We start from the raw sequence: 17,585 nt of genomic DNA, 5'->3' as shown, positions 1-17,585 counted from the left end.
GATCCGCCTCCTGCGCTGGCATACCACCCAACGGCACAATCCGCGACCGGTTGCCCGCATGACGTCATGCAGGGCCTGCTGGACTGCCTTTGACCTTGACCTCCGCTCTCGAATCTAGTGCTCGGATCAAAGCGCTTGATCCTCTTCTTGTGTTAAGAATCTGTAACCTTTTATGTATAAAATTGTCCAAACTCTGGTGAAGGTGGCATACCTGGACCGATGGAGGTTGGCGAAATCGTGACCGATTGCTCCTTGCGGAGGGGCGGTGTTGTCCACCCGGCAAGCGGTTGGGGTGCGGCTGTGCTACTCGGCTGGCTGATCGGGAGCGCGCGAGCCGTACGCAGGGCCGAACACCACCAGTAGCGCCAGGTCCTCGGTCACCTCGTCGAACCGGTGCTCCTCGCCGGCCGGCACGAAGATCACCGAACCGGGGCCGACCTCGGCCGCGCCGTCCGGGGTCACGATCCGGGCCCGCCCCGCGGTGACCACGTAAATCTCATCCTCGGTGTGCGGGCTCTGATCGTCGACACCGCCCGCCGGGATGCAGTACGTCCCCACCGACAGGTCGGGCACTCTCAAATGTTCGACCCAGTCGTTGGTGGCCCCGGCGGGTACGGTCCACCGGCCCGCGCCTTCGACGATCAGCATGGCCGAACCTTAAGGGACCGTCCATCACTGGGTGAAGGCGTTCGCCGGGACAAAATAGTGAGCATTCGTGATCGCGTCAGACGTCGCGGACATGGAACGTGAGAGCGGCGAGCATCAGGGCGGCGAGTGTCCAGGTGATCGTGGCGGCGGCACCGCCGGACGGGTCGAGGGCGGCGGTGTCGGGCAGGTAGGCGGCGCTGCTGCTCAGTTTGGCCCGCAGCAGTGGGCCCGCGATGAAGTACAGGCCGAGCAACAGCACCACGGCGGGCACCGCGTGGCGGACGACGCCGGCGACGGCCGCCCCCAGCAGCGTGGTGAGCGTCAGGTACCCGGTCGCGGCCGGCACCCAGCCGACCCCATCGGCCGGCACGGTGCTGGTGGCCGCCGTCGCGGCGGCCACCGGGAGCGTCAGAGCGGCCAGCGCGAGGGCTTTCGCCCCCTGTAGTGGCAGGCGTCGGGGCATCGCGAGCAGCGTCGTGCGGAGTTGGCCGCCCTCCTGGTGTTCGGACGCCGCAGCGAGCACGCCCAGCACCAGGAAACCCGCCTGGCTGTAGCCGAGCGGCGCCAGGGCGGCGTCGTCACCGAGCGGCTCGCCGTGGGCCTCGGCGGTTGCGTACGCGTACGTCAGCAGGAGGTTGGCGGCCACGGTCAGCAGCGCGGTCAGGCGCAGCGACGGCAGGGTCAGCAGCTTGCACAGTTCAGCGCGGACGGTGTTCATGCGTCCCGCCGCTGGAACAGGACGGCACCGACCGCGAGTAACGCGACGACCCAGGCCGTCATCACCAGGCCGGCGGTCACCGGCGCGATCTCGACAGGGAAGTCCACGCCGCGGATGAACATCCTCGCTCCGACGATGTCCGGCAGGTAGGAGGCCAGGTCGGTGACCTTCGTCAGCAGGTACGACACGGAAACGACGGAACTGTTGATGATCAGCAGGGTCAGCGGCACGACGCCGTTGCGAGTGATCAGCGTGATCGCGTACGCGAGCAGCGCGGTCAGCGTCCAGTAGAGGATCGCGGCGGCGATTCGGGTCGGGGCGGGTACCGGGACGTGGTCGCCGTGCAACACCTGGGTGAGGGTGAGTGTGGCGGTTGCGGTGACCGCTGCCTGTGCGGCGACGACCAGTACGAGCGCGGTGGTCTTCGCCGCGAGCAGACGCATCCGGTTGGGGACCGCGGCGAGCGTCGCGGTGAGCTGGCGGGCGCCGGGGGAGTCCGGACCGGTGGATGTGTATTCGCTACTCACCACGACCACGCCGAGGACCATCGGACCGATCAGGCCGATACCCAGGTCGCGTAGGCCAAGGTCGGAGATGTCGGTGAGGGTGCCGGCGGCGATCGCGCGGCGGGTGTACGGGGCGTTGAGCACGACGACCATGGGCGCTATCAGCGTGCCCAGCACCAGGCCGACCCAGGCGGTGGGTAGGCCGAGCAGCTTACGGAGCTCGGCGCGGACCAGGCTCACCACGAGCCGCCCGCCTCGGTGGCGGTCAACGCGAAGAAGGCGTCCTCAAGGGTGTGATGCCCGGCGGTGACGTCGGCGAGGCTGCCGTGGGTCACGATCCGACCCTTGTCGATCACGATGACGTCGTCGACGATTTCCGCCAGTTCGCCCATCAGGTGGCTGGAGAGCAGGACGGTGCGACCCTGCGCGGCGCTGTCGCGGAGGAACCCGCGCATCCAGCGGATCCCGGCCGGATCGAGGCCGTTGACCGGCTCGTCCAGGACCAGCACCGCAGGGTCGCCGAGCAGCGCCGTGGCGAGCCCGAGCCGCCGGCTCATGCCGAGGGACAGTCGGCCGGCGCGCTTGCGCGCAGCACCGGACAGACCCACGATTTCGAGGACCTCGTCGGCGCGGGAGCCCGGTAGGCCGTTGCTCGTGGCTACCCACCGCAGGTGGGCGCGGGCCGTGCGGGCCCGATGCGCACCGCTGCCGTCGAGGAGCGCGCCGACCGTCGTGAGCGGCCGGACCAGCTTCCGATACGGGCGCCCGCAGACCAGCGCGGTCCCGCTCTGCGGACTGTCCAAACCGAGCAGGATACGGAGCGTCGAGGTCTTGCCGGCTCCGTTCGGCCCGAGGAAGCCGCTGATCCGGCCGGGTCGGGCCTCGAAGCTGACGTCGTACAGGATCTGCGTCCTGCCCTTGGTCTTGCTGACGCGATCGATCGTGATCATAAGGTCGAGTCAACCGGCGATCCGCCCCGCACACATCGGACCGTTCTCGGATCCGGCCGGCCGAGTCGGTCCACGGACCGTCAGACCCTGGTCTGAGAATTACAGTCGGGGTGGTGAACGCGCATCCGCGCCCATCCGGGCGGTCCAGGGTCGTGCCGGTGGTCGCCGTGGTGATCAGCGTGTTGGTGATGGCCGCGTGTACGGTCGGCGCGCGGGGCCCACTCGCGGTCGTACTGCCGCCGTTGCTTGTCGGCGGCGCTGTCGCGGCTGCGGTGTGGGCGGTGCGGCGCTCGCGCGCCGACCGAACCGCCTACGAATCGCGGCTGACCGCCTGGGCCGCCTCCGAGGCGGTCCTCGGCGAACGGTTGCGGATCGCCCGCGACCTGCACGACATCGTCTCGCACGGCCTGGGTCTGATCACGGTCCGCGCGGCGGCCACCCGGCATCTACCCAAGCCGGCCGAGGTGCAGGCGGCTCTCACCGATATCGAGGAGGCGAGCCGGCACGCGACGGCCGAGCTACGCCGCATGCTCCTGGTCCTGCGGGAGCCGTCGGCCGCCAGCCGTCGTGCGCCGGTGGACAACCTCGACGACCTGCCCGCCATCGTGCAGGGGGCGTCGCTCACCGGGATCCGGACACGGCTGACGGTCGAACCGCTCGGCCCGGTGTCGCAGGGTGTGCAGGTCGCCGTCTGCCAGACGGTGCGGGAGGCGCTCAGTAACGCCGCGCGGCACGCGGGCCCGACGGACGTGCGGGTCCGGGTGTATCGGGACGCCCCATATGTGGTGGTCGCGGTGGCTGACACCGGCCCGTCAGTCGACGGATGGCGAGCTTTGCCGGGTGCCGGGCAGGGGCTGGCCGGGTTGCGCGAGCGGGTCGGCAGTCTCGGCGGCACGCTGTCGGCGGAGCACGTCGACGCGGGCTTCTGCCTGACCGCGCGGATTCGGGACGACGCGGCGTGAGCGGCATCCGTGTGCTTCTGGTGGACGACCAGGCGCTGCTCCGACACAGCCTCGCCATGATCATCAACAACGAGCCGGACCTGGCGGTCGTCGGCGAGGCCGGCGACGGTGCGCGGGCCGTGGCGTGCGCCCGCACCACCCGTCCGGACGTTGTCCTGATGGATGTCCGGATGCCGCACCTCGACGGCCTCAAGGCCACCCGTCGCATCTGTACCGACCCGGCGCTGTCGGCTACCCGCGTCCTGGTCCTGAGCATGTTCGAACTCGACGAGTACGTCTACGAGGCGTTGCACGCGGGCGCGTCCGGGTTCCTGCTCAAGGACGCCCGCCCCGACGAGCTGATCGAGGCGATCCGCCGCACACACCGCGGTGAATCGCTGTTCGCGCCGTCGATCGTCACCCGGCTCGTCGCGCACTACGTCACGGCGCCCCGACCGGATCGGCCGACGCAGGCACTGCGGCGGCTGACCAGCCGTGAGGTCGAGGTGCTGACACTGATCGGTGGTGGCTTGTCGAACGACGAGATCGCTACCGCTCTGGTGATCTCGGTGAAGACGGTGAAGACACACATCACGCACCTGATGGCGAAGCTGGCCGTGCGAGACCGGGCGCAGCTCGTGATCGCGGCGTTCGACGCAGGTCTCGTGCGTCCACGCTGTTGAACCGAAGCGGGGAGATAGACGGTCTGTGCGCCAGTTGTGCGGTGATTGTGCCGACCCCGCCGTAGCGTCCTACCCGGCCTCACCGCCCAACCGCACGTATGGTTCTCGATCCAAAGGAGATGCATGTCCTCGTTCCACTACGTCCGTCGCGTACTCAAAAAGGTCGCTGTGCCCGCTGTCGGCGCGGCGTTGGCCATCGGCCTCAACGTCACGATCGCCACGCCGGCCGCTGCCAGCGGCTCCTACACCGGTCGGGCGTACATCTACGGCACCGGAGCGGTGCCCGACGACTTCGATGACGAGGGCGTCGTCAACGTCAGCACGCACCGCAACTCGAACGTCGCCTGCCTGTGGCAGACCATCCTGTGGGCGAACGGTTACCTGCCCTCGTCGGGGATCGACGGCGTCTTCGGTGACCAGACCGATGCCGCGACGAGGAATTTCCAGCGCGACAAGGGCCTTTCCGCCGACGGTTCGGCGGGCCGCAACAGCTGGACGAAGGCCGGCGACCGGCTTGTGCAGCGCGACAACCAGAGCGGCTGGCTGTACGTGGTGTACCGGGGGGTGACGGGTTCCAGGAGCGCGTACGGCTCGCACGAATTCGTCCTGCAACGCTCGCCCGACGGAAACTACCGGTTCTACCCGCCGCAGGGCGGCGGACCCTACTGGGCCACTTACAACACCCGCAGCTGCTGACTTCGCCGAGGACGGTGCCCCGCCTCGGCCCGAGGGCTCCTCGGTAGCGCGTCACTTGACGGGCACGTCACGATGACCCCATGAAGTCACGTCGTCACATCGTGCTGGTGGTCACCGGTGTGCTGGTCGCCGTTCTGGCCAGCGCCTTCGTCGTCCTGCGGTGGGATTCGGCCGACAAGATCGCGACCGCGGCGTCCGCGTTGGCGGGGGTCGCCGGGGTCGGGGTGGCCCTGTGGGCTGCCCTCCCGGCGGCCCGGTCCGCCGTTCGCGCCCGGGAGACGGGGGCGACGCGGGCCCGGGGTGGCGGATACGCCAACTCGGGCATCGACGCCCCGGCCGGCGACGCCACGCCGATGGAGGTTTCCCGCACCGGGGACGCCACGGCCGGCGACGGCGGACAGGCGATCAGCGGAATTCTTCGCCGCCCCCGATGAACCGCGACCGGTCCGACGCCCCGGCCCCGGCCGGATACGCCCTCACCAACACCGGCGACGCCTGGACGGACGCCCCGGCCAGCATCGCCATCTCCGGGCTCGTCCACGGCGACGTCACCCTCGGGTTGCCGCGCTACCGACTGACCGCCCTGGCCGGCCGGGCAGCACGCCCGGCGGAGACCCTGCGCCTCGCCGAATTGCTCGACGCGCGACACCGGGTGGTCCCCTTCCTCGGCCGAGAGGAGGAGCAGCGGGCGCTGGGGGAGTGGCTGACCGCCAGGCGTGACCGGCCGGACCGCGCGGTGCAGCTGATCCACGCGCCGGGCGGCCAGGGTAAGACGCGCCTCGCCGACCAGTTCGCGGACACCGCCCGCAAGGCCGGCTGGGAGGTGCTGCGTGCCTATCTTGATCCGGGTGAGCCGGATCGCGTCGGCACGGCCGATCGGCGCCGGGCCACCGCCGGGCTCCTGGTGCTCGTCGACTACGGCGACTGGTGGCCCGGCAGTGACCTGCGAGCCCTGTTCACCGATCCTCGGCTGCACCGCGAGGGCCCGGTCCGGGTGCTGGTCCTGGCCCGGGCCGTCGGGTACTGGTGGCAGGCGTTGCGGCACTGGCTGCGGGCCACCCTGAGGATGGCTGTCGACGAGTTCGAGCTGACCCCGTTGGCACCCGACGCGGACGCCAGGGAACGGCTCTTCCACGCCGCCGCCGCCCGTTTCGCCGCGCTCATCTCCCACTCCCGAATCGACGCGGTGCGCGCACCGGATCTGTCCGACCCGGCGTACGGGTCGGCACTGAGCCTGCAACTGGCCGCGCTGGTCGCCGTGGCGGTCAGCCACGATCGGACCCTGCGGGTGCCGGCCACGTTGGTGGACATGTTCGGATACCTGCTCGACCGGGAGGTCGCGCACTGGCGGCAGTTGCTGGCCGGCGACGCCGTCACCACCGGTGTCGAGCAGCTCGATCGTGCGGTTCTCGTCGCGATCCTGGCCGGTCCCGTCCCGTACTACGTGGGCCAGTCGGTCGCGGGCTGCGCCGGTGTGGGCAGTGAGCCGGGCAGGGTGGCCCAGCTCCTGGCCGACCACTCGATCTGCTATCCACCCCGCAACGCCGGTTGGGTGTTGGAGCCGTTGCAGCCCGACCGCCTCGGGGAGGCGTACCTGGCGTTGGCGCTTCCCGGCCACCGTTGGTCGTCGTACGCTCCGAAGCCGTGGGCGGTCGGGGTCGTCCGCGCGGTACTGAGCGGTGCGGGCATGTCCACCGCGCAGGCGGCCCGGGTCCGGGCGGGTGCGCTCACCGTGCTCGCCGAGGTGGCGGCCGGCTGGCCGCACGTGGCCACCACGGTGCTCCTGCCGGCCCTGCGTGACGACCCGACGCTCGCCACCGCCGCCGGTGGGGCGGTACTCGCGAAGATCGTCGACCTGCCGGACGTGGATGTCGAGCTGCTGGCCCGGATCGAGCCCTTCCTGCCGCCCCGTCGGCACGTCGACTTCGACAACGTGGCGTGCGAGGTGGTGGCCCGCCTGGCGGCGGACCGTCTCGCCCGCAATCCGGACCCGGTCGAGCGGGCCCGGTTGCACATCGCGTACGGGCGTCGGCTGGCCAATGCGGGGGACCGTCGGGCGGCGCTGGCGCAGACCGACCTGGCCGTCGCGGCCGGCAATGCCGCAGTGGCCGCCACCGCCTCGCCCGAGACGTTCGCGCTGCTCGCCCTGGCTCTGCACCTGCGGGCGCACCGACTCGCCGCACTGACTCGCTACCCCGCGGCGTTGGCCAGTGCACGACGGGCCGTGGATCTGCTCACCCCGCTCGCCGAGGACCCGGGCGACGAGGCCGAGTCGTACCGGTGGGCGCTCGCGGAGGCGCTGGACAATCTCGCCCTTCGGCTGTCGCACGTCAAGCGGCACGACGAGGCCGAGGAGGCGGGTCGACGGGCGGTCGAGTTGTTCACCGCTGGTCGCAGGTCGGCGCGGGGTGAGCGCGGTCTCGCGGGGGCGTTCGCCAACCTGGCGGTGATCGAGGCGCATCGGGGCCGGCGCGAGGAGGCGCTGGCGACCGTCCGCGAGGCGGAGCGGATCTGGCGTCGGCTCAGCCACGACGAGCCGTCCGTGTACCGGCCCGAACTGGCGCTCGCGTTGAACACGGTCAGCCTGCGCCACGCCGAGCTGGGGCAGTTGAACGCTGCGGTGACGGCCGCCGAGGAGTCGGTGGGCATCCTCCGCGACCTCGTCCGGGCCAACGCGGCGGCCTTCGAACTCGACCTGGCCGCCGTCCTGGCGAACCTGAGTGGACACCTCTGGCAACTGGATCGTCGCACCGAGGCGTTCCAGTGCAACGCCGAGGCCGAGGAGGTCTTCGGCCGCTGGGGCGGGGCGAATCCGCAGGCGTTCTCCCTGCACCTGCGCCGCCTGCGGGAGAACATCAAGGCGATGCTGGCCACGCAGTCTCCGGTCGACCTACGCCGCTGGGAGTTGGGCGCGCAGTCGTTCAACAGCTGACAGCGCCTGCCCGGAAACAGGGGGCCGGTGGCGGAGCCGCGTCGCGTCGATCCGGCTCCGCCACCGGCCGTACCGGCAGTGCCCGCCGCCGTTCAGCCAGACGCCAAGGCGGATATTGGACAGTGCGATGCCGGCGGCTCCGTGGATCCGCAGGATGCCAGTTATCCCCCGGCCGTACCGGCGTCAGACAACGCCGTCGCCCGGCTGCCGGACGATCGGAGACGCTGATGACCAGCCCGATGGGCTCGCGCCGAAACCACCCCAGCGACGAGGTCAGGCGCCTGCACACCGCGCTGCTGCGGCTGCCCGCCGACGTCGCCACCGACGAACTGGTCGATGCCCGGTACGGGCCGACCACCCGTCGTGCGGTCGCCGAGTTCCAACGGGCGCACAAGCTGCCGGTGACCGGCGCGGTGGACGGGGCGACCCGGGACGCGGTGCAGATGGTGCTGGCCGAGCCGCCGTACCGGTTCGTTGTGGTGGGCCGGGTGCGGTGGGTCGACGGACAACCGGCGAACGCTCTGACAGTCGGCGCGTTCGACCGCGACCTCCGGCACGCCGAACGGCTCGGCGAGGCGATCACCGGGGACGACGGGTTGTATCGCGTCGACTATTCGCGGGACCAGTTCGTTCGATCCGAGAAGCAGTCCGCCGACCTGTTCGTCCGGGTGTCCGCTGGTGATCGCCTGCTGTCCGACCCGCCGCTGAGCGCGGTGCTGTTCAACGCCCCTGAGCTGGCCGTACTCACCGTGGATCTCTCCGGTGGCGGGGACCGGGAACGCAGTGAGTACGAAAGGATCCTCGCCACCATCGTGCCGCTGCTCGGCGAGGTGCCGCTGTACGAGCTGCGGCAGGACGACGAGGCCGAGGACGTGACGTTCCTGGCCGCGGAGACCGGACTGCCCGCGACGGCGCTGGCCCACTTCGGTGTGGCGCAGAAATTGGCGGCGTCCTACAAGCTTCCGGCGGTGTTCGGTTACGCGCTGTTCGCCGAGCGGACGCTGTTGACCGCGAGCCGCACCGGCGCGGCGCTCGCCCGGTTCGATGTCGACCTGAACACCGAGCTGCGGCCGCTGTACTACGACATCGCCCTGCTCGACGAGCACACCGTCCGCAGCGCCGTCGCCGACGCCGTGCGCCATCGGTACGTTCCCGAGGACCTGCTCGGCGAGCTGGACCGGATCCTCGACCGGCTGGCCCGGGTGCGGTCCGAGGCCAAGGAGTACGTGACGCAGGAACGGCCGAAGGTGCTGTACGGGCGGGTGGAGCGGTTCCTCGCCGACGGCGCGCACGAGCGGGTGCAGAGCCTCCTGGCCGCCGACGCCGCCGGTGACCTGCCCGGGCTGATCGCCCGGCTGGCCGAAGCGGCGGCGTTTCCCGACCGGTCGGCGGCCGAGGCGGCCGGCGCGGCGAGCGTGCTGGCCGACGTGCTGGGCTACGACGAGTCGATTGTCGACCGGGTCCGCGACCGCGAGGGGATCGAGCGGGCGGAGGACGTACGGCGGCTGGCCCGGCTGGCCCCGGCGGACTGGCGGCGGGTGTTACGGGACACCACGGCGGATGTCCGGGTCGCCGGTCAGCCGGTCCGGCCGGAGCTGATCGACCTGCACGCCGGCGCGCTGGCCCGCAAACTGGAGAAGCGCTACCCGACCACGGCCTTCACCGCGCAGCTCGAACGCGACGCAGCCCCCGAGCGGGTTACCTCCGCCGCGCACGCCTTCGGCGGGCACCGGGACACGGTGCTCGAACTGCTCACCGCGAATCCGGACTTCGACCTCGCGACCGGCAACGTGGAGCGGCTGCTGCGCGAGCACCCGGAGCGGCTGCGGACCGGGCGGTCGGCGCTCAAGGCCGCGCAGCGCATCTTCAAACTGGCGCCGACCTACCGGCAGACGACGGCGTTGCTGGCGGCCGACGTGCCGTCGGCGGCCCGGATCCACGCCCTCGGTGAGACGCGTTTCGTGGCCACCGCCGTGCACACCGGCCGGTTCACCGACGAGCAGGCCCGGTCGGTGTATCGCCGGGCGGTGGACGTGCACGTGGCGAGTGGGCTGCTGGCCGGCGAGCTGCAGAGCGCGGCGCGGGCGCTGCCGGTGCAGGCCCTGGGCGGCTCGGCGGCCCCGGACCTCACCCCGGTCAGCGCCGACTTCCCCAACCTGAGCAGCCTGTTCCAGCTCGCCGACTCCAGCTACTGCGAGCCGTGCCGCAGCGTGCACAGCGCCGCCGCGTACCTGGTGGACGTTCTTCAGTTCCTCGGCAACCGGCTGGTCACCGACGCCGACACGCCGGGGCCCGCCACCAGGGTCGCCCGGGACGTTCTGTACGGCCGCCGGCCGGACCTCGGTGACCTGGATCTGAGCTGCGAGGACACCGACCTTCCGCTGCCCTACCTGGACCTGGTGTGCGAACTGCTGGAGGAGGCGGTGGCGCCGGACGCGGGCTTGGCGTTCGGCGGCCCGCTGAGCGGCGGCGTCGATCCGGTGGAGGCGCCGTCGGCGGGGCTGCTGAGCCTGTTGCAGGGCCAGGGGTGGCCGTTCACCGACCGTTCCCTGGTGTACGAACCGGACCTGGCCGGGGCCCGGGTGGTGCGTGACATCGGCGTGGTGGCCAAGGCGACCCCGGACGGGGCCGGCGGGTGGTTCGTGTGCCGACTGCGTCAGAGCACCGGCACCGCGCGGGAGCTGGCAGCTGCGCCGCAGTACGTGAATGCCGCCGCCTACACGGTGCTGGCGGACAGCCGCTACTCGTTCACCCTGCCGTTCGACCTGGCGCACGAGGAGACCCGCAGCTACTTCGCCCAGTTCGAGATCGCCCGGGCCGACCTGATGCGGGCGCTGCGCCGGCCGGCCGGCCCGAGCGCCGAGGCCATCGCCGCCGAGGAGCTGGGGATCAGCGACGCGCAGCGGCAGCTGGTGGTCACCTCCGACCCGACCGCCCAGGACGACATCTGGAACACCGCGCCGCTCGTCGCTCTGGGCGGCATCGCCCGGGTGGACAACTTCCTCGCTCGGGCGCGCCTGGACTACCGGGAGTTGACCGAGCTGCTGGCGCTGGCCTGGGTCAACCCGGGCAACGTCATGTTCGTCAAGCACCTGGACACCGGGTCCGACCTCAGCGCCAAGCGGATCCAGCAGCTCACCGACGCGCGCCTGGACCGGATCCACCGGTTCCTGCGCCTGCTGCGCGCCCCGGCCTGCACCGGCTGGACGCCGCGGTTGCTGGACCGGGCCATCCGGGCCGACGCGCTGGGCGGCGGCACCCTGGACGACGACCTCCTGGTCACGGTGGCGGCGCTGCACCGGCTGGCGGCCCGGCTCGGGCTGCTGTTGCCCGAGGTGGTCGACCTGTTCGCGCCGCTGGACGAGGCGCGCTACGCGGACGTGTTCCGGAACACGGCGAACGGCCCGGTCCTCGACGCGTTCGAGCCCGCCAATGTGCTCGCCAACGAGCAGGCGGAGCTGACCACACCCGGCTCGGGTGTTCCGCTGTCGGCACATGAGGCGTACCTGGCGACCTGCCTGGGGGCCACGACGGCGGACACCGCGCTGCTGGTTGCCGACCTGCCGGCCCCGGCGATCGTCAGCACCGTCGGCCTGCACGAGGTGTACGCCGCGACGCAGCTGGCCCGCGCGCTCGGGCTCACCGCCGCCGAGTACCTGATCATGAAGGATCTGATCGGCTCGGACCCGCTCACCGCACCGGCCACCGCGCTGGCCTTCGTCGAGCGGTTCGACGCCGCCCGGGCCGGCACCGGAATCCGCCCGGCGGACCTGCGTTACCTGCTCCGACACGAAGCCGACGACCTGCCCGCGCGGGACCTGCCGGACGAGACGCTGACCGCGGTGCTCGCCGGGTTGCAGGCCGGCTACCAGAGCGGGTACGCGGCGACCCGGCCCGTTGTCGACCCGGCGGCGCCGCCCGAGGAGAACCTGCCGGGCCTGCGTGCCCTGCTGGCCACCGTGCCGGGGATGACCGAGGCGGACCTGGCCAGCTTCACCTCCGTCGTGGACGGTAGTTGGGCCGACCCGGTGACCACCCCGGCGCAGTTCGTCGACGCGAAGCTCGCCGCCCTGGTGGACACCACAGCGATAACCGCCGCGATCGTGGCCAACCCCACCGAGGCCGAGCAGACCACGCTGCTGCTGGCCATCACCACGGCCCTGTCCCGCGCCGCGTACACCCGTACCAAGCAGGACCTGGCGGTGGCGGCGGTGGCCGACACCTTCGGGTTCTCGGCGGACGCCGCTCGCACCGTGCTGGCTGGCGCGGAGCTGACCCGGCCGCTGCTCGCGGTGCTCACCGACGACGCGCTGGTGGACCTGGTGAACGAGCCGCCGGCGCCGCCGGCGGTCACCCCGGCCGGGTTCGACGAGCAGTACCGGGCGCTGCGCCTGCTGCACGTGGTGAGCCGGCTCGTCGACCAGTTGGCGGTGCCCGACGCGGACCTTGGCTGGCTGTTGGCGAACGCCGGGCCGCTCGGCTGGCTGGCCCCGGACCGGGTGCCCTACCAGACCGGCCGGCCCCCGGCCTCGTTGGCGGACTGGATCCGGTTGGTCGCCGGGGTGGAGCTGGCCCGCACCTACCCACCGGTGCCGAACCCGCTGGACGCGGCCGCGCCGTGGACGGTGCACGGGCTGTTCGACCTGGTCCTGGCAGCCGGCACCACCGCCACGCAGGTGCACACCCAGCTGGCGCAGCTCGGTGGCTGGGACGCCACCGCGCTGGCTGACCTGGATTCCCACCTTGACCTGTCGGCGGTGGACCTCACCGCGTACCGGTCGCCGGCGACGATCCAGCGGCTGGCCGACGCGCTCACCCTGCTGCGCCGGCTGGGCCTGTCGGTGGCGGCGGCGGTGCCGCTGAGCCAGCCAGTCACCACGGCCGCGGGGGCGGCCACGATGCGCCAGGCACTGAAGGCGCGGTACGCCGAGACCGAGTGGTTCGGGGTGCTGCAAGCGGTGCAGGACCGGCTGCGGGTGGCCAAACGGGACGCGCTTGTCGCGTACCTGTTGGCCGAGAACCCGGGGCTGCGCGACACCAACGACCTGTACGACCACTTCCTCATCGACGTCGAGATGGGCGCCTGCATGGCGACGTCGCGCATCGTGCAGGCGCACGCCACCGTTCAGTTGTTCGTGCAGCGCTGCCTGTTGGGCCTGGAGCCGGACAGCGTGGCGGCGGTCACCGAGGATCCGGGTTGGGACCAGTGGAACTGGATGGCCAACTACCGGGTGTGGGAAGCCAACCGGAAGATCTTCCTGTATCCGGAGAACTGGATCCTGCCCGAGTTGCGGGACGACAAGTCGGAGCTGTTCGCCGAGCTGGACGACCAGTTGCAGCAGGACGAGCTGACCGATCTGGCGGTGGAGAACGCCACCGTCGCATACCTGGAGAAGCTGGACGACCTGGCGCACCTGGACGTGATGGCCTGCTACTACCAGCACGACAGGCATCTCATGCACGTGTTCGCCCGCACCCGGGGCGGCGACCCGACGGTGTACTACCACCGGCAGTTCGAGCGGGAGCGGTACTGGACGCCGTGGCGGCGGGTGCCGCTGGACATCGCGGGCGACCACCTGCTCGCCTTCGACCGCAACACACGGCTCACCCTGGCCTGGCCGGTCTTCACGGAGGAGACGGACACGGCGCAGACCTCCCAGATCCCGGACCCGGACGGCATCCCGCCGGGCGGCACGGAGACCGAACGTCCGCGCCGGCGGTGGCGGATCCAACTGGCCATCGGCGAGCGGACGCAGGACCGCTGGCAACCGAAGAAGATCTCCAAGGACGCGCTGTACTACCCCGCCAGCGGCTACCAGGAGGACCTGCCCACAGCGAACGAGTTCACCTGCTTCGCGTACGCGGCCGGAGCGGCCGGCCAGGCGATCAGCGTGCTCACCGGCACCCAGTTCGTCGGCTCGTTCGCGCTGACCGGCTGCCGGGGTTACCCGGAGCCGATGCCGGGCGGCGCTTCCGGCAGCCTGCTGCTGTCCCCGGTGTTCAAGGACACCAAGCTGCTGGCCGAACGGTTCACCGAGCTGGTCTCCCGGACGCAGAACGACCTGGCGATCAGCACTCCGCTGATGGGCGCGTACCAGACGCTGGTGGCGCAGACGCCCGGCCGGTTCCGGGTGACGTACCCCATGCAGATGTCGTTGCTCGACTGGATCATCATGCTGCTGGGGATGTGGCAGAACGCCCGTGGCATCCAGGACCGCCGGCCGGTGCTGCCGCTGGGCACCCTGATGCCGTACTTCTACGGCGACTACGACCGCGGCTACGTGATCATCCCGGGCTTCTACGACCGGCGCGCCGAGGACCCAGCGGACCGGACCGAGAAGACGTACAGCGATGTGGACCAGTTCGTCCGCGACGTGCTGGCGCTGCTCACCGAGTACCTGCGCCGATACGCCGAGGACCCGGCGCACGACCTCGCGGCCGCCGTGCAGGCGATGACCGAGGACGCGGAGTACCACCGGCTGATCGCCGAGTTCGAGGTCTACAGCACCCTGTCGTACGGGGTGAAGTTCGCGAACTTCTACCACCCGCTGCTGTGTTTCCTGCGGGCCACTGTCTACCGGTCCGGTGTGCCGGCGTTGCTGAGTCGGACTACCCAGCTCACCAACACGGGGTTCGACTTCGCCGCCACCTACCAGCCGGCGCCGGTGGTCGTGTCGCCGTACCCGGTGGAGGACCTGGACTTCGCCGGGGACGGCGCGTACGCGGGCTACAACTGGGAGCTGTTCTACCACCTCCCGTTCGATATCGCGTTGCGGCTCAACCGGGACCAGCGGTTCGCCGAGGCGCGGACCTGGTTCCACCACATCTTCAACCCGGTCGGCACCGCCGACGGCGCCGCCGCCCCGCAGAAGTACTGGGTCACCAAGCCGTTCTTCCAGACCGGGGTGCCCGAGCTGCTCGACCAGCGGATCGGCGACATTCTCACGGCGATCGCGGCCGACCCGTCGGGGGCCAGCATCACCGACCTGAAGTTCGCGGTCGAGCAGTGGCGGGCGAAGCCGTTCAACCCGCACGTGGTGGCCCGCAGCCGGCCGGTCGCCTACCAGCTCGCCGTGGTGGTCAACTACATCAAGAACCTGGTCGACTGGGGTGACCAGTTGTTCCGGCAGTTCACCCGGGAATCCGTCACCCAGGCCACCCAGCTCTACATCCTGGCCGACAAACTGCTCGGGCCGAAGCCGAGCGTGGTGCCGCCGCTGGTCAGCCCGGCGCCGGCCACCGTCAACCAGCTCCAGGCCAAGGTGGACCTGTTCGGCAACGCGTTGCTGGACCTGGAGAATTTGATCCCCGACCTGGACCTGCTGCCCCACGGCGGGGCCGAACTGCCCAGCCCGCTGAGCTACTCGGCGCTGTACTTCTGCATCCCACCCAACGAGGAGATGCTCCGGCTGTGGGACCTGATCGCCGACCGGCTGTTCAAGATCCGCAACTGCCAGAACATCGACGGGGTGGAGAGCATGCTCGCCCTGTTCTCACCGCCGATCGACCCGGGCGCGCTGGTCCGGGCCGCCGCCGCAGGCATGTCCGTCTCGTCGTTCCTGGCCGGGCTCGGCGCACCACTGCCGAACTACCGGTTCCGGGTGCTGGCGCAGAAGGCCACCGAACTCGTCGGGTACGTCGGTGAGCTGGGCGGCGGACTGCTCGCGGCCATGGAGAAGCGGGACGCCGAGCAACTCGCCCGGCTGCGCGCGGGCCAGGAGATCGCCCTGCTCGACGCAGTGCGGGCGGTCAAGCTCGCCACCATCGCCGAGGCCGAGGGCAACGTCGCCGCGCTGGAACTGAGTCGCGACGTGGTGCAGGAGCGGCAACGCTACTACGCCAGCCGGCCGTACATGAACGCCTGGGAGATCACCGCCACCGCGTTGTCCGGGGTGTCGTTGATCGGCGAGGCCGCGATCGCGGTGGGCTACATCCTGTCCGGCGGGCTGAAGCTGATTCCGAACTTCACCGCCGGCGGCGCCGGCTTCGGTGGCTCACCCACGGTGACCCTCACCCTCGGCGGGGACAAGGCCGGTGCCGCCGCCGATTCCGCGGTGATGACCCTGGAGGCGATCGCCCGGGCCCTGGACAAGGCCGCCGGGATGGCCGCCAACCAGGGCGGCTACCGCCGCCGGATGGACGACTGGGAACACCAGGCGGCGCTGGCCGGTCTTGAGTTGACCCAGATCGACCAGCAGCTGATCACCGCGCGGCTGCATGTGGCCATGCTCACCGACGAGCTGGCGGCGCACGACCGGGAAGCCGACAACGCCTGGGCCACCGAGGAGTACCTGCGCGGCAAGTACACCAACACCGAGCTGTACCAGTGGATGGTGAGCCGGGCCAGTTCCGTCTACTTCGGGGCGTACCAACTCGCCTTCGACGTGGCGAAGAAGGCCGAGCGGTGCTTCGCCCACGAGCTGGGCAGCGAGGCCACGTTCCTGCAACCCGGCTACTGGGACAGCCTGCGCAAGGGGCTGACCGTGGCCGACGCGCTGCGCCACGACCTGAAGCGGATGGAGGTGGCCTACCTTGACCGGCACAGCCGCGAACGGGAGCTGACCCGGCACGTCTCGCTGGCACAGCTCGACCCGGCGGCGTTGATCGAGCTGCGGGCTACCGGCAGTTGCGTGATCAACGTGCCGGAGGCGCTGTTCGACCTGGACCACCCCGGGCACTACTTCCGCCGGCTCCGCACGGTCAGCCTGTCCATCCCGTGCGTGGCCGGCCCGTACACCCCGGTCACCGCGAAGCTCTCCCTGATCGGCAACCGGTACCGCACCTCCACCGCGGCCCGGCAGGGTGCCACCAGCGCGAAGGACAAGTACGCCGAGGTGCCCGGCGACGACCGGTTCGCCTACAACGTGGGCGGGATCGAGTCGATCGCGACCAGCAGCGGCCTCAGCGACAGCGGCATGTTCGAGCTGAACTTCGCCGACGACCGCTACCTGCCGTTCGAGGGCAAGGGTGCGATCGGCACCTGGCGGCTGGAACTGCCGACGGCGGTTCGCCAGTTCGACTACGACAGCATCAGCGACATCATCCTGCACCTGCGGTACACGGCCCGCGACGGCGGCTCGACGCTGCGCGGCCTGGTCGAGGAGTCCCTGCGGGAGGTGCTCAACGAGATGCTTGTCGACGCCGGCCGGACGGGGCTGTACCAGGCGTACAGCTTGCGCCACCAGTTCCCGGACGAGTGGTGGCAGCTCACCCAGCAGCAGAGCACCGAGCTGACCATCGGCCCGGAGCACCTGCCGTACCTCGCCCGCGACCACCAGCCGGTGATGGACCAGGTGACCTGGTACGCCCGGGTGGACGGTGATCCCGGGACGTACGACCTCACGGTGGCCGGTGACCCGGTGACGTTGAACCGGGACGCCGACCTGCACCAGTGCGTGGGTCAGTCCGATCCGCTGGTCCTCGGCACCCCGGTCACGCTGGCGGCCGATCCGGACGGCCTGACCGACCTGATCGTCCTGCTGCACTACCGGCTCGACGGCTGAGGGGGAGC

The 17,585-nt window shown here is 70.9% G+C and carries 10 protein-coding genes; 6 read left to right on the top strand and 4 right to left on the bottom strand.

What is annotated here, in order from left to right:
- Nucleotides 1–303: 303 nt before the first annotated feature.
- From EV382_RS13075 to EV382_RS13060, 4 genes are all read right to left on the bottom strand, one after another.
- Complete coding sequence (locus EV382_RS13075) at nucleotides 304–648, bottom strand: cupin domain-containing protein (protein ID WP_130401859.1); 345 nt, start codon at nucleotides 646–648, stop codon at nucleotides 304–306.
- A gap of 76 nt (nucleotides 649–724) precedes the next feature.
- On the bottom strand, nucleotides 725–1,366 hold the full coding sequence (locus EV382_RS13070) for a hypothetical protein (RefSeq protein ID WP_130401857.1): 642 nt from the start codon (nucleotides 1,364–1,366) through the stop codon (nucleotides 725–727).
- On the bottom strand, nucleotides 1,363–2,115 hold the full coding sequence (locus tag EV382_RS13065; protein ID WP_208758395.1) for a hypothetical protein: 753 nt from the start codon (nucleotides 2,113–2,115) through the stop codon (nucleotides 1,363–1,365). The genes EV382_RS13070 and EV382_RS13065 overlap by 4 nt, the downstream gene beginning before the upstream one ends.
- Nucleotides 2,109–2,822, bottom strand: coding sequence for an ABC transporter ATP-binding protein (locus EV382_RS13060; RefSeq protein ID WP_130401855.1), 714 nt, complete (start codon nucleotides 2,820–2,822; stop codon nucleotides 2,109–2,111). The genes EV382_RS13065 and EV382_RS13060 overlap by 7 nt, the downstream gene beginning before the upstream one ends.
- Before the next feature lie 113 nt (nucleotides 2,823–2,935).
- Between EV382_RS13060 and EV382_RS33400 the strand changes: the two genes are divergently transcribed.
- From EV382_RS33400 to EV382_RS13030, 6 genes are all read left to right on the top strand, one after another.
- Nucleotides 2,936–3,784: a sensor histidine kinase gene (locus tag EV382_RS33400; RefSeq protein ID WP_244236658.1), complete on the top strand. Its 849-nt coding sequence runs from the start codon at nucleotides 2,936–2,938 to the stop codon at nucleotides 3,782–3,784.
- On the top strand, nucleotides 3,781–4,446 hold the full coding sequence (locus EV382_RS13050; RefSeq protein WP_279636470.1) for a response regulator: 666 nt from the start codon (nucleotides 3,781–3,783) through the stop codon (nucleotides 4,444–4,446). The genes EV382_RS33400 and EV382_RS13050 overlap by 4 nt, the downstream gene beginning before the upstream one ends.
- Before the next feature lie 123 nt (nucleotides 4,447–4,569).
- Nucleotides 4,570–5,142, top strand: coding sequence for a peptidoglycan-binding domain-containing protein (locus EV382_RS13045; RefSeq protein WP_130401851.1), 573 nt, complete (start codon nucleotides 4,570–4,572; stop codon nucleotides 5,140–5,142).
- A gap of 80 nt (nucleotides 5,143–5,222) precedes the next feature.
- On the top strand, nucleotides 5,223–5,576 hold the full coding sequence (locus EV382_RS13040; RefSeq protein ID WP_130401849.1) for a hypothetical protein: 354 nt from the start codon (nucleotides 5,223–5,225) through the stop codon (nucleotides 5,574–5,576).
- On the top strand, nucleotides 5,573–8,074 hold the full coding sequence (locus tag EV382_RS13035; RefSeq protein WP_130401847.1) for a tetratricopeptide repeat protein: 2,502 nt from the start codon (nucleotides 5,573–5,575) through the stop codon (nucleotides 8,072–8,074). The genes EV382_RS13040 and EV382_RS13035 overlap by 4 nt, the downstream gene beginning before the upstream one ends.
- Nucleotides 8,075–8,301: 227 nt before the next feature.
- Nucleotides 8,302–17,577: a Tc toxin subunit A-related protein gene (locus tag EV382_RS13030; RefSeq protein ID WP_130401845.1), complete on the top strand. Its 9,276-nt coding sequence runs from the start codon at nucleotides 8,302–8,304 to the stop codon at nucleotides 17,575–17,577.
- Nucleotides 17,578–17,585: the final 8 nt, after the last annotated feature.

It is taken from the genome of Micromonospora violae (assembly GCF_004217135.1).
GTDB classification, from domain to species: Bacteria; Actinomycetota; Actinomycetes; order Mycobacteriales; family Micromonosporaceae; genus Micromonospora; species Micromonospora violae.
The sequence above is the reverse complement of the archived record's forward strand: the minus strand, read 5'-3'. Positions and strand labels throughout refer to the sequence as shown.

Bases quoted from the DNA above. Each gene is read 5' to 3' on its own strand.
- EV382_RS13075 (WP_130401859.1), bottom strand. From the start codon at position 648: ATGCTGATCGTCGAAGGCGCGGGCCGGTGGACCGTACCCGCCGGGGCC.
- EV382_RS13070 (WP_130401857.1), bottom strand. From the start codon at position 1,366: ATGAACACCGTCCGCGCTGAACTGTGCAAGCTGCTGACCCTGCCGTCG.
- EV382_RS13060 (WP_130401855.1), bottom strand. From the start codon at position 2,822: ATGATCACGATCGATCGCGTCAGCAAGACCAAGGGCAGGACGCAGATC.
- EV382_RS13045 (WP_130401851.1), top strand. From the start codon at position 4,570: ATGTCCTCGTTCCACTACGTCCGTCGCGTACTCAAAAAGGTCGCTGTG.
- EV382_RS13040 (WP_130401849.1), top strand. From the start codon at position 5,223: ATGAAGTCACGTCGTCACATCGTGCTGGTGGTCACCGGTGTGCTGGTC.
- EV382_RS13035 (WP_130401847.1), top strand. From the start codon at position 5,573: ATGAACCGCGACCGGTCCGACGCCCCGGCCCCGGCCGGATACGCCCTC.
- EV382_RS13030 (WP_130401845.1), top strand. From the start codon at position 8,302: ATGACCAGCCCGATGGGCTCGCGCCGAAACCACCCCAGCGACGAGGTC.